This is a genomic window from Nocardia sp. NPDC058666, from assembly GCF_042714895.1.
GTDB lineage: Bacteria > Actinomycetota > Actinomycetes > Mycobacteriales > Mycobacteriaceae > Nocardia.
In genome coordinates this window covers 1068968-1081477 of sequence record NZ_JBHXRY010000001.1, presented here as the reverse complement: position 1 = coordinate 1081477, position 12510 = coordinate 1068968, and the positions used below count along the sequence as shown (strand labels likewise).

Sequence of the window (12510 nt, the reverse complement as noted above, 5' to 3'; positions counted from 1 at the left end):
TACCCTTTCGAAGGCGATCGGGCACCACCGACGGTGCAGGCGAACCCGCGAACGGAAGGACCACACAGCTATGGCGGACTCGAACCCGGAGGATCGCGACCAGGCGACCACCCCCGACGACACCGTCACTGCTGATGCGAAAGCGGTCGGCGACAAGTCGACATCGGGCGACGCCGCGAACGCAGGCGCCGGTGCGGCCTCCGACACAGACGCGAACGAATCGGACTCCGACGACACCGACCTCGAGCCGACCCACTCCCCCGCGCTCATCGCCACGGCGGTCGCCCTGCCCATCGTCCTGATCGTCGCAGTCCTGGTGGCCGCCTTCGTCGCCCTACGCGCCCCCGTCGAACGCGAACCCCTCGCGCTGGGCCCCGTCCCGGCCCCCGCCGCCGACGGCCCCGCCTGCCACACCCTGCTCCCGGCCCTGCCCGCCGATCTCGGCGACTACACCAAGGCCACCCTCGTCGAACCCGCCCCGCCGGCCACCCGCGCCTGGCAGCTGCCCGACGGCGGCGACCCGATCACCCTGCGCTGCGGCCTGGACCGCCCACTGGAATTCAACCGGGCGTCCCCGTTGACGGAGATCGACGGCGTGAAGTGGTTCCAGGTCCGCGACGAGGTCGGCAAGACCGGCACGTGGTTCGCGGTGGACCGCGAGACCTACATCGCCCTGACAGTCCCCGACAACTCGGGCACCAGCGCGGTGCAGATCGTGTCCGACACCATCACCGCGAATCTGCCTGCGCGCGAACCGACTCCGGGCGAACTCTGAGCTAACAGCCTGAGCCCGAACCCATTACAGGAACGGCACCCCGAAACCCAAGCGCCCGAACAGAACTAGCGCAGCCCGGTCCCACGCGACAGCGCCGTCTCGATCAGCGTCGACACCAGCGTCGGATAGTCCACACCACTGGCCTCCCACATCCGCGGGTACTGCGAGATCGGCGTGAATCCGGGCATCGTGTTGATCTCGTTGATCACCGGCCCGTTCTCGGTGACGAAGAAGTCCACTCGCGCCAGCCCCTGGCAGTCCAGCGCACGGAACGCGCGCACCGACAGCTCGCGGATCTCGTCGGCGACCTCGTCGTCGAGCTTGGCCGGCACGTCGAATTCGCACACGTCGTCGAGGTATTTGGTGGCGAAGTCGTAGAACTGCGGCGCGGCCGCGTCGGCATCGGGCATCCGGATCTCGGAGACCACACTGCCGCGCACTTCACCGTCGGCGAATTCCAGTACGCCACACTCGACTTCGCGTCCGACGATGCCCGCTTCGATGATCACCTTCGGGTCGTGAACCCGCGCGGCGGCGATCGCCGCGGGCAGGTCGGCCCAGTCAGTGATCTTGGTGATGCCGATCGACGACCCACCGCGCGCCGGCTTCACGAAGGCGGGCAGCCCGATCCGCGCACGGTCGTCATCGGACAGAGTCTCGATCCCCGGCCGCAGCACAATCTGCACACCCACGGGTAAATTCTCGGCAGCCAGCAACTTCTTGGTGAACTCTTTGTCCATCCCCGCGGCACTGGCGAGAACGCCCGCACCCACATAGGGAATCCCGGCCAGCTCAAGCATCCCCTGCAGCGTGCCGTCCTCGCCGAAGGGCCCGTGCAGGATCGGGAACACCACGTCGACATTGCTCAGCACGGCGCCGGAATCCAGGGCAACCAGCGCACCGGAACGACCGGGGTCGGCGGCCAGGGTGAGTGCGGTTCCCGACGCGTCGACCTGCGGCTCGACGCCGTGACTCAGCGCCAACTCACCGATCCCGTCGGCCAGCACCCAACTGCCGGTGGCGGTGATGCCCACCGGCACCACCTCGTAGCGCGCCGGATCGAGGTTGCGCAGCACGCTGCTCGCCGATACGCACGAGACCGCGTGCTCGCTGCTGCGCCCGCCGAACACCACAGCTACCTTGATCCGTTCCGTCATGAACGTCACCGTAGTAGGTTCGCGCCGTGGTGGCGCTATCGCCCTTATTCGGGCTTGATGCGTCGCCCGAGCAGGCTGCCGACCGCCTCGTTCACCGACAGTCCCTCGTGGCACACCTTGTGCACGGCGTCGGTGAGCGGCATCTCCACCCCGTGCGCGGCGGCCAGCGCCCGCACCGATGTGCACGACTTCACACCTTCGGCCACTTGCCCATTGGTGGCTTCCTGCGCGGCGGCCATGGTGCCACCCGCGCCCAGCGCGAATCCGAACGAGCGGTTGCGCGACAGCGGCGAGGTGCAGGTGGCCACCAGATCGCCCACCCCGGCCAGCCCGGCCAACGTCACCGGTTGTGCCCCCAACGCGACCCCGAGCCGGATCACTTCGGCCAGCCCGCGCGTGATCAGACTGGCCACGGTGTTGTCGCCCAACCCCATCCCCGAGGCGATGCCGCAGGCCAGCGCGATGACGTTCTTACACGCCCCGCCGATCTCGCACCCGATCACATCGGTGTTGGTATACGGCCGGAAATACCCAGTCGCACAAGCTCTTTGCGCGGCTCCGGCCCGCTCGGTGTCGGTGCAGGCGATCACCGTGGCAGCCGGTTGCCGTTCGACGATCTCGTGCGCCAGATTCGGCCCCGACAGCACCGCGATGCGCCCCGGTTGCGCCCCGGTGACCTCCGCGATCACCTGACTCATCCGCAGCAGCGTCCCGGTCTCGATCCCCTTGGCCAGGCTCAGCAGGGTGGCGTCGGACCCGATATCGCCTTTCCACGCATCCAGATTCCCGCGCAGCGACTGTGACGGCACCGCGAGCACCACCAGATCCGCCCCGTCCAACGCGACCCGGTGATCGTCGGTGGCGCGCACCGGCGGCAACTGCACCCCCGGCAGGTAGAACGGATTGCGGTGTTCGGTGTCCAGCGCCTGCGCCACCTCCGCCCGCCTGGCCCAGATCGTGACGTCGGTGCCCGCTTCGGCCAACACCTTCGCGAACGCCGTACCCCACGACCCCGCACCCATTACTGCCGCCCTCGTCATCAGCCCAATATGCCATGCAAGGATCGAGCCCATGCACACCGTGCACGCCGTGATGGCGGTCAAGCAGATCGACAGGGCCAAGAGCAGGCTGGGCAGCGTGCTCAGTAGCTCGCAGCGCGCGCAGCTGGTGCTGGCCATGTTCACCGATACGGTCGTGGCCGCCATGGCCGTGCCGCAGCTGGTGTCGCTGACCGTGGTCACCCCTGATCCGCTGGTTGCCGCGCGTGCCAGGGAACTGGGCGCACATGTGTTGGACGAACCCCCCGCGGGCCACGACCCGCTCAACACCGCCCTGGCCGCGGGCGCGCAGAACGTGCGCGATCGCCACGGCCCCAGCCGCCTGCTCGCCCTCCAAGCGGACCTGCCTGCCCTGCGCCCGGCCGAACTGGCCGACGTTCTCGCCGTCGCGCCGCGCGGTGGTCGTTGCGTGGTGATCGATCACACGGGCACCGGTACCGCCGCATTGCTGATCCACGACCCCGCCGCCCCGCTGGCCCCCCGTTTCGGCGCCGATTCCGCCCGCGCGCACCGTGAGAGCGGTGCCGTAGTGCTGGAAGGTCACTGGCCTGGCCTGCGCAGCGACGTCGACACCCCCGAGGATCTGGACACCGTCGCCGCGCTGGGCGTCGGCGAATGCACCACCTCGACGCTGCGCGAATTCGGATTCGCCGCGCACAGAAGTGATCCCGTTCGCACCGTGTGCTGACCGATCGCCGGATTCGTCGCAGATCGGACGAACCGTACGATGTCGTGATGCGCGGCGACCCTTCCTCGAGGGATGATTGATCCCGTGAGCGATACGGAAACCATCAAGCAGCTGCCCCCGATTTCCCCGCCACCCGCGGCCGCCATCACCGCGGGCGGTGACGCCACGTCGCAGCGGTTGCCCCGCGATCGCTACCTCAATCGCGAGCTGAGCTGGCTGGACTTCAACGCCCGCGTGCTGGCCCTCGCCGAGGACGCGTCGCTGCCGTTGCTGGAGCGGGCCAAGTTCCTCGCGATCTTCGCGTCCAATCTCGACGAGTTCTACATGGTGCGCGTGGCCGGTTTGAAACGCCGTGCCGAAACCGGTCTCTCGGTGCGCTCGGCCGACGGTCGCTCCCCGTCGGAACAGCTCGAGATGATCACCGCCCGCGCCCAGGAATTGCAGAAGCGGCACGCGAAGGTCTTCATCGATGAGGTGAACCCGGCTCTGTCGGCCGAGGGCATCGACATCATCGGCTGGAACGATCTGGACGACACTGAGCGCGAACGCCTTTCGGGCTACTTCACCGACCAGGTCTTCCCGGTCCTGACCCCGCTGGCCGTTGACCCCGCGCACCCGTTCCCGTACATCTCCGGCCTGAGCCTGAACCTGGCCGTGACCGTGCGCGACAACGGCACCGGCGGCGAACACTTCGCCCGCGTGAAGGTCCCCGACAACGTCGACCGGTTCGTGCGCGTGCGCCGCACCGACGCACCGTCGGCGATCGCGGCCTTCCTGCCGATGGAAGACCTCATCGCCGCCCACCTGGACCTGCTGTTCCCCGGTCTGACCGTGGTGGAGACACATTCGTTCCGGATCACCCGCAACGCCGATTTCGAGGTCGACGAGGACCGCGACGAAGACCTGCTGCAGGCCATGGAACGCGAACTCGCGCGCCGCCGCTTCGGCAAGCCGGTGCGTCTCGAGGTGTCCGACGACATGACCGAGCACATGCTGGAACTGCTGTTACGTGAGCTGGAGGTCGACCCCGCCGACGTCATCCAGGTCCCCGGCCTGCTGGACCTGTCCTGCCTGTGGCAGGTCTACGGCGTGGACCGTCCCGAACTCAAGGACGCCCCGTACGTTCCGGCCACCCCGGCCGCGTTCGGCGAGCGCGAGACCCCGCGCAATGTGTTCACCGCGCTGCGCGAGGGCGACGTGCTGGTGCACCACCCCTACGACTCGTTCTCCACCAGCGTGCAGCGCTTCATCGAACAGGCCGCCGCCGACCCGCAGGTGCTGGCGATCAAGCAGACCCTGTACCGCACCTCCGGCGACTCCCCCATCATCAACTCACTGATCGAGGCCGCCGAGGCGGGCAAGCAGGTCGTGGCGCTGGTCGAGATCAAGGCTCGTTTCGACGAGCAGGCCAACATCAAGTGGGCGCGCGAACTGGAACAGGCGGGCGTGCACGTGGTCTACGGCCTGGTCGGCTTGAAGACTCACTGCAAGACCTGCCTGGTGGTGCGCCGCGAGGGTTCCACGATCCGTCGCTACTGCCACATCGGCACCGGCAACTACAACCCCAAGACCGCGCGCCTGTACGAGGACGTCGGGTTGTTCACTGCCGCACCGGAAATCGGCGCCGACCTCACCGACCTGTTCAACTCGCTGACCGGGTACTCCCGCAAGGACGACTACCGCAACCTGATGGTCGCGCCACTTGGTGTGCGCGCGGGCATCATCGAGCGTATCGATCGCGAAATCGAGCTGGCCGGACAGGGTTTGGACGCGCGGATTCGGATCAAGGCCAACGCGATCGTCGACGAGCAGATCATCGACGCCCTCTACCGCGCCTCCCAGGCCGGCGTGCCGGTGCAGATCGTGGTGCGCGGTATCTGCGGGCTGCGCGCGGGCGTGCCCGGCCTGAGCGAGAACATCGAGGTGCGCTCGATCCTGGGCCGGTTCCTCGAGCACTCTCGCGTGATGGAATTCGGTGCGCAGCAACAGACTTGGATCGGCAGCGCCGACATGATGCACCGCAACCTCGACCGCCGCGTCGAAGTGATGGTGCAGGTGAAAGATCCCAAGCTGGTGGATCAGCTGGCGCAGATGTTCGATTCCGCGCTGGACCCGATGACGCGTTGCTGGATCCTGCTGCCCGACGGGACCTGGCAGGCCAGTCCCACCGACGCCGAGGCCGATCAGGTGCGCGATCACCAAACCTTCCTCATGCGACTGCGTCGACCCGATCAGCCGTGAACGCGAAGGGGCGGGAGACGTTGCGCGATCCGCGAGTTCGACCCAATATCCATGCGGCAGGGGCGGTTCTGTGGCGCGAGGGCGCCGACGGACCCGAGATCGGCGTGATCCACCGCCCGAAATACGGTGACTGGTCGCTGCCCAAGGGCAAGCTCGATCCGGGCGAGACCCCGGTGGTCGCGGCCGTGCGCGAGGTAGGCGAGGAAACCGGCCTGCCTGCCACGCTGGGGCGCTATCTGGGCCACGTCACCTATCCGATCCCCGGGCACCGTCAGCTCAAGCGGGTGGACTACTGGGCCGCCGAGGCCCCCGAGGGCGATTTCGCGATCAACGACGAGGTCGACGATCTGCGCTGGATCCCGCTGTCGCAGGTGATGGACCAGCTGTCGTATCCGATGGACCGCCAGGTCGTGCGGATCTTCGCGCGCCTGCCCGCCCGCACCAGCACCGTGCTGCTGGTGCGCCACGCCAAGGCGGGCAAGCGCGGCCACTTCGACGGCCCCGACGAGCTGCGCCCACTCGAGGCCGACGGGCAACAGCAGTCCAAGGCATTGACGCCGAATCTGTTGGCGTTCGGCGCATCTGAGATCTTTTCCGCCGATCCACTGCGCTGCGTCCAAACGATGACCCCGCTGGCGGAACAGCTCGATACCGAAATCATTTGCGAGCCACTGTTTTCCGAGCAAGGTTACGAATTCGCGAAAAGTGCGGCGCGCCAACGTTTTCTGTCGTTGGTCACCGATACCGGCGTGCCGGTGGTGTGCAGTCAGGGCGGGGTGATTCCCGATCTGATGCAGTGGCTGGCGTCCGAAGGCGACCTCACCTTGCCCTCGGTGCGCAATCGCAAGGGCAGCGTGTGGGCATTGTCGTTCGTGGGCGACCGATTAGTCGCGGCGAACCATATGGACCGGGCGCTGTCGACAGCAATCGTGACCACCTGACCCCGGCGATCAGCCTCGAAACAGCCGAAACGGCCCCGGGATTCCCGGGGCCGTTCTCGGTCCAGTGGTGGGTGATGCTTACATGCACATTCCCCGACCTGATCCCGCTGCGGCAGGATCAACGAGCACGACGGGCGGCAGTCTTCTTAGCAGCAGTCTTCTTTGCAGGAGCCTTCTTCGCAGCTGTGGTCTTCTTGGCCGCCGTGGTCTTGGCGGCGGTCACCTTCTTGGCAGGCGCCTTCTTGGCCGCCGTCACTTTCTTTGCCGCCGTGGCCTTCTTGGCCGGCGTGGTCTTCTTGGCGGCGGGTGCCTTGGTCGCGGCCTTGCGGGCCGTGGTCTTGGCCGGACCCTTCGAGGGCGTCGCCTTCTTGGCCGCGGTCTTCTTCGCCGCGGTCTTCTTGGCTGCCGCCTTCTTCGCCGCCACCGGGGCATTCGCGCCACGCTTGACGGCAGGCCCGGACGCGGTCAGCTTCTGCTTGCCCGCGATGACCGCCTTGAACTGTGCGCCCGGTCGGAAGGCAGGCACCGAAGTGGCCTTCACCTTCACGGTTTCACCGGTGCGCGGGTTACGAGCGACCCGGGGAGCACGCTTGCGCTGTTCGAACACACCGAATCCGGTGATGGTGACGCTTTGACCCTTGTGCACGGCACGGACGATGGTGTCGACAACATTCTCGACAGCCGCGGTAGCCGTCCGCCTGTCCGTACCCAACTTTTCGGTCAGAACGTCGATCAGTTCCGCCTTGTTCATTGAATCCTCCGCAGACTAATGGCCCGTCGTCGGACCGACTAGGTACCACGGTAAACCCAGTTTGAGCAAGAGTCTATGTGCCACGCCAAAATTCATGTGGTTTAGCACACGTCCAGCTACCTCGGAACGCCGAACAGCGACTGCGCACCGCAGGTGATTACGCCTGCGAAATAGGCTCCGGTAGCGTCACGGGTTTCCATGACGGCCTTCCCTTTTCGAACTCACCGATCTCGTCGGCGCGGCGCAGCGTGAGGCCGACATCGTCCAAACCCTCCAGCAGACGCCAGCGGGTGTAGTCGTCAATATCGAACGGCAACACGACGGTTCCCGCTGTGACGGTGCGCGAGGACAGGTCAACAACCAATTCCAGACCCGGCTGTTCCTCGATCAACTTCCACAACATTTCGACATCGTTCTGTGACATCTGCGCGGCCAACAGCCCACCCTTGCCAGCATTTCCGCGGAAGATGTCGGCGAAACGCGACGAGATGACCACCCGAAATCCGTAGTCCGACAGCGCCCACACCGCGTGCTCACGCGAAGAGCCGGTGCCGAAATCCGGTCCGGCCACCAGCACGCTGCCCCGGCTGTACGGCTGCGTGTTGAGAATGAACTGCGGGTCGGCACGCCATCCGGCGAACAGGCCGTCCTCGAAACCCGTTCTGGTCACGCGCTTCAGGTAAACGGCGGGGATGATCTGATCGGTGTCGACATTGGACCGGCGCAGCGGTACACCGATGCCCTTGTGAACGGTGAAGGCTTCCATAACGATTCCCTTTCGATCTGTCGGTGATCGGTGACTCAGGCCAGATCAGCGGGCGAGGACAGGGTTCCTCGCACTGCCGTGGCGGCGGCGACCAGCGGCGAGACCAGGTGCGTGCGACCGCCCTTGCCCTGCCTGCCTTCGAAATTGCGGTTCGACGTCGACGCGCACCGCTGCCCCGGCTCCAGCTGATCGGGGTTCATGCCCAAGCACATCGAGCAGCCTGCCTGCCGCCATTCCGCGCCCGCGGCGGTGAAAATCTCGCCCAGACCTTCCTTTTCCGCCTGCGCGCGCACCCGCATCGAACCGGGCACGACCAACATGCGCACGCCGTCGGCGACCTGACGGCCCTTCAGCACGTCGGCCACCGCGCGCAGATCCTCGATCCGGCCGTTGGTGCACGAACCGACGAACACCGTGTCCACGCTCACCTCACGCAGCGGCATACCCGGCGTCAGGTCCATGTAGCGCAACGCCTTCTCGGCGGACTCGCGCTCGTTCTCGTCGACGATCTGCGCCGGGTCGGGCACGTTCGCGCCCAACGGCAGACCCTGTCCGGGGTTGGTGCCCCAGGTGACGAACGGGGTCAGCGTCGAGGCGTCGATGTGGACCTCGGCGTCGAATTCCGCGCCCTCGTCGGTGACCAGCGCGTCCCAGGACGCCACTGCGGCATCCCAGTCGGCCCCCTGCGGGGCGTGCGGGCGGCCCTTCAGGAATTCGTACGTGGTCTCGTCGGGGCCGATCATGCCCGCGCGCGCGCCCGCTTCGATGGACATGTTGCAGATGGTCATCCGCGCTTCCATCGACAGCTTGCGAATGGCCTCGCCGCGGTACTCCAGCACATAGCCCTGGCCGCCGCCGGTGCCGATCTCGGCGATCACGGCCAGGATCAGGTCCTTGCTCGTGACGCCGGGCGCCAATTCGCCGTCCACGGTGATGGCCATGGTCTTGAACGGGCGCAGCGACAGCGTCTGGGTGGCGAGCACATGCTCGACCTCGCTGGTGCCGATGCCCATCGCCAGCGCGCCGAACGCGCCGTGCGTGGAGGTGTGACTGTCACCGCAGACGACGGTCATACCGGGCTGGGTAAGACCCAACTGCGGGCCGACCACGTGCACGATGCCCTGTTCCACATCGCCCATCGAGTGCAGCCGCACGCCGAATTCGGCGCAGTTGCGGCGCAGCGTTTCCACCTGGGTGCGCGACACGAGATCCGCGATCGGCTTGTCGATATCGGCGGTGGGGACGTTGTGGTCCTCGGTGGCGATGGTGAGATCGGTGCGGCGCACCGGACGGCCTGCCGCGCGTAGCCCGTCGAAGGCCTGCGGGCTGGTCACCTCGTGCACGAGGTGCAGATCGATGTAGATCAGATCAGGTTCGCGGGAAGAACCCTCGCCTTCGCCTGTGACGACGACGTGCTGTTCCCACACCTTCTCGGCCAGTGTGCGAGCGCGCTCGGCCATTGCTTGATCACCTTTCGACGGGCATACTTGGTATCTCAGCATTTGAGACGTTAGTATCGTTCTATGAGACAGCATAGCGGTATCGGTGTTCTCGACAAAGCCGTGGCGGTGCTCTACGCCGTCGCCGACGAACCATGCGGTCTCAACGACCTGTGCACCCGCACCGGCCTGCCACGCGCCACCGCGCACCGGCTGGCGGTCGGGCTGGAAACGCATCGGCTGCTGGCCCGCGACGGCAACGGATTGTGGCGTCCCGGTCCCGCGCTCACCGAGTTGTCGGCGGGGGCGGCCGATCCACTGGTGGAGGCCGCGGGGGTCATTCTGCCCCGCCTGCGCGAGATCACCGGCGAGAGCGTGCAGCTGTACTGCCGCGACGGGCACGCCCGCGTCTGCGTGGCCGCGCTGGAACCCCCGGTCGGCCTGCGTGACACGGTGCCGGTCGGTTCCCGACTGCCGTTGACCGCGGGTTCGGCCGCGAAGGTGTTGCTGGCGTGGGCCGATCCGGAACTGCAGCGAACCGTCCTGGCCGACGCCGTGTTCGGCGATCGCGCGCTGGCCGAGGTGCGCAAGCGCGGCTGGGCGCAAAGTGCGGCCGAGCGCGCGCAGGGTGTGGCCAGCGTCTCGGCGCCGGTGCGCGATGCCAACGGGGCGATCGTGGCCGCGGTGTCGGTCTCGGGACCCATCGACCGGATGGGTCGCCGGCCGGGTGCGCGCTGGGCGGCGGATCTGGTCGCGGCGGCCGAGGCACTGCACAAGCGACTGTAAACGCGAAGAAGGCCCCCGGTCGGATTCGACCGGGGGCCTTACTTTGCTTTGTAGCCCCGACGGGATTCGAACCCGCGCTACCGCCTTGAGAGGGCGGCGTCCTAGGCCGCTAGACGACGGGGCCAGGACGATCTCACAAATCTAACCGAGTGTGAAACCTTGCTGGGGTACCAGGACTCGAACCTAGAATGGCTGTACCAGAAACAGCTGTGTTGCCAATTACACCATACCCCAAAGACCGAAACGCCCACCTTGCAATCTCCACCGAGTGGTTGTCGGTGTTGCGAGGCCGTGTTCCGCGGCGATGAGAAGATTACCAAACACTAGGGGGTAAACTACAAATCGCCTGGTCAGAAGGCCCTTTTCGGCCGTTTTCGGGCCATCCGAGCGGATGCGACGCACTCGCCGCACCCGCTCCCGCAGCTACTGCGCGGCAGGCACCCAACCACGGGCGGCCCGCAGACGTTCCAGCGAAGCCTCGCGGCCCAGCAGTTCCATCGACTCGTACAGCGGCGGGCTGATGTGCGAACCCGTCACCGCCACCCGCACCGGCGCGAAGGCCTTACGCGGCTTGAGCCCCAGATCGTCGATGAGCGCCTTTTTGAGCGCCTCCTCTAGGGCAGGGGTGGTCCACTCGCCCAAGGGCTCCACAGCAGCGATAGCGGCGTCGAGAACCGCGTCGGCTTCGGCACCGAGGTTCTTGCTGCCTGCCGCCTGATCGATCGCGAACTCCACGGGCGCCACGAACAGGAACTTCAACAGGCCCCACGCGTCACCCAGAACCACGATCCGGGTCTGCACGAGATCGGCGGCAACCGCGAAGCTCTTCTCGTCGATGTCGGCGCCGATGTGACCCTGCGCGGTCAGATATTCGCGCAAACGTTCCGCGAAATCAGCAGGCTCGAGCAGACGGATCTGCTCGGCATTGATCGCGTCGGCCTTCTTCTGATCGAAACGCGCGGGATTGGAATTCACGGTCGAGATATCGAATGCCGCGACCATTTCCGCCATCGAGAAGACATCGCGGTCCTCGCCGATACTCCAACCCAGCAGCGCGAGGTAATTCAGCAAACCCTCGGGAATGAATCCGCGGTCGCGATGCAGGAACAGATTCGATTCCGGATCGCGCTTGGACAGCTTTTTGTTGCCCTGGCCCATCACGAACGGCAGATGACCGAACTCGGGCGTGAACTCGGCCACCCCGATGCGCTGCAGCGCCGCGTACAGCGCCAGCTGACGCGGCGTCGACGACAGCAGATCCTCGCCGCGCAACACGTGAGTGATCCGCATCATGGCGTCGTCGACGGGATTGACCAGGGTATAGAGCGGGTCGCCATTGCCGCGGGTGAGCGCGAAATCGGGGATGGTTCCGGCTTTGAACGTGGTTTCTCCGCGCACCAGATCGTTCCACCCGAGATCTTCGTCGGGCATCCGCAAACGCACCACCGCGGGGCGTCCTTCGGCTTTATAGGCGGCAATCTGTTCGGCGGTGAGATCGCGGTCGAAATTGTCGTAACCCAGTTTCGGATCGCGACCGATCGCGCGGTGCCTGGCCTCGACTTCGTCCGGTGTCGAGTACGCCTCATAGGCCTCGCCCGCCTCGAGCAGCTTGCGCACCACGTCCAGGTGCTGGTCGCGGCGCAGCGACTGCCGGTACGGCTCGTACGGGCCACCGACCTCCGGGCCCTCGTCCCAGTTCAGTCCCAACCAGCGCAGCGCGTCCAGCAGTGCCTGGTAGGAATCCTCGGAATCGCGTGCGGCATCGGTGTCTTCGATGCGGAACACGAAGCTGCCGCCGTGGTGGCGCGCGTACGCCCAGTTGAACAGCGCCGTGCGGACCAGGCCCACGTGCGGCGTGCCGGTCGGCGACGGGCAGAAACGGACGCGAACTTCAGTCATGACTTCCTT

At 66.6% G+C, this 12510-nt stretch carries 11 protein-coding genes and 2 tRNA genes; 5 read left to right on the top strand and 8 right to left on the bottom strand.

Annotated elements, in window-relative coordinates; translation table 11 throughout:
- Window positions 1-70 precede the first annotated feature (70 nt).
- The gene (locus ACFWVD_RS04975; protein ID WP_379240633.1) at window positions 71-775 is read left to right on the top strand and encodes a DUF3515 domain-containing protein; all 705 of its coding nucleotides are present in this window, start codon (window positions 71-73) and stop codon (window positions 773-775) included.
- A 65-nt stretch (window positions 776-840) separates the two neighbouring features.
- On the opposite strand, the gene ACFWVD_RS04970 is transcribed toward ACFWVD_RS04975, so the two are convergent.
- On the bottom strand, window positions 841-1932 hold the full coding sequence (locus ACFWVD_RS04970) for a D-alanine--D-alanine ligase family protein (protein WP_379240631.1): 1092 nt from the start codon (window positions 1930-1932) through the stop codon (window positions 841-843).
- 44 nt (window positions 1933-1976) lie between these two features.
- Entirely contained in the window at window positions 1977-2972 is a 996-nt protein-coding gene (locus tag ACFWVD_RS04965; RefSeq protein ID WP_379240629.1) for an NAD(P)H-dependent glycerol-3-phosphate dehydrogenase, read from the bottom strand.
- Between the two features lie 31 nt (window positions 2973-3003).
- On the opposite strand from ACFWVD_RS04965, the gene cofC reads away from it, so the two are divergent.
- The 3 genes from cofC (at window position 3004) to ACFWVD_RS04950 (ending at window position 6860) form a co-directional block, all read left to right on the top strand.
- Window positions 3004-3678, top strand: coding sequence for a 2-phospho-L-lactate guanylyltransferase (gene cofC / locus ACFWVD_RS04960; RefSeq protein WP_379240628.1), 675 nt, complete (start codon window positions 3004-3006; stop codon window positions 3676-3678).
- A gap of 72 nt (window positions 3679-3750) precedes the next feature.
- On the top strand, window positions 3751-5919 hold the full coding sequence (locus tag ACFWVD_RS04955; RefSeq protein ID WP_379240626.1) for an RNA degradosome polyphosphate kinase: 2169 nt from the start codon (window positions 3751-3753) through the stop codon (window positions 5917-5919).
- Entirely contained in the window at window positions 5916-6860 is a 945-nt protein-coding gene (locus ACFWVD_RS04950) for an NUDIX domain-containing protein (RefSeq protein ID WP_379240625.1), read from the top strand. The genes ACFWVD_RS04955 and ACFWVD_RS04950 overlap by 4 nt, the downstream gene beginning before the upstream one ends.
- Before the next feature lie 118 nt (window positions 6861-6978).
- On the opposite strand, the gene ACFWVD_RS04945 is transcribed toward ACFWVD_RS04950, so the two are convergent.
- The 3 genes from ACFWVD_RS04945 to leuC form a co-directional block, all read right to left on the bottom strand.
- Complete coding sequence (locus ACFWVD_RS04945) at window positions 6979-7611, bottom strand: HU family DNA-binding protein (protein WP_379240624.1); 633 nt, start codon at window positions 7609-7611, stop codon at window positions 6979-6981.
- Between the two features lie 157 nt (window positions 7612-7768).
- Window positions 7769-8377, bottom strand: a complete 609-nt coding sequence (gene leuD, locus ACFWVD_RS04940; RefSeq protein WP_379240622.1) for a 3-isopropylmalate dehydratase small subunit — start codon at window positions 8375-8377, stop codon at window positions 7769-7771.
- 35 nt (window positions 8378-8412) lie between these two features.
- On the bottom strand, window positions 8413-9837 hold the full coding sequence (gene leuC, locus ACFWVD_RS04935; RefSeq protein WP_379240620.1) for a 3-isopropylmalate dehydratase large subunit: 1425 nt from the start codon (window positions 9835-9837) through the stop codon (window positions 8413-8415).
- A 63-nt stretch (window positions 9838-9900) separates the two neighbouring features.
- Here leuC and ACFWVD_RS04930 point away from each other — a divergent pair, with 63 nt between their 5' ends.
- A complete protein-coding gene (locus ACFWVD_RS04930; protein WP_379240619.1) occupies window positions 9901-10602 on the top strand; it encodes an IclR family transcriptional regulator in 702 nt (233 codons plus the stop codon).
- 51 nt (window positions 10603-10653) lie between these two features.
- Here the strand turns inward: ACFWVD_RS04930 and ACFWVD_RS04925 are convergent.
- From ACFWVD_RS04925 to gltX, 3 genes are all read right to left on the bottom strand, one after another.
- A tRNA-Glu gene (locus tag ACFWVD_RS04925) sits at window positions 10654-10726 on the bottom strand.
- A gap of 38 nt (window positions 10727-10764) precedes the next feature.
- A tRNA-Gln gene (locus ACFWVD_RS04920) sits at window positions 10765-10836 on the bottom strand.
- A gap of 189 nt (window positions 10837-11025) precedes the next feature.
- Entirely contained in the window at window positions 11026-12501 is a 1476-nt protein-coding gene (gene gltX, locus ACFWVD_RS04915; RefSeq protein ID WP_379240618.1) for a glutamate--tRNA ligase, read from the bottom strand.
- Window positions 12502-12510 lie beyond the last annotated feature (9 nt).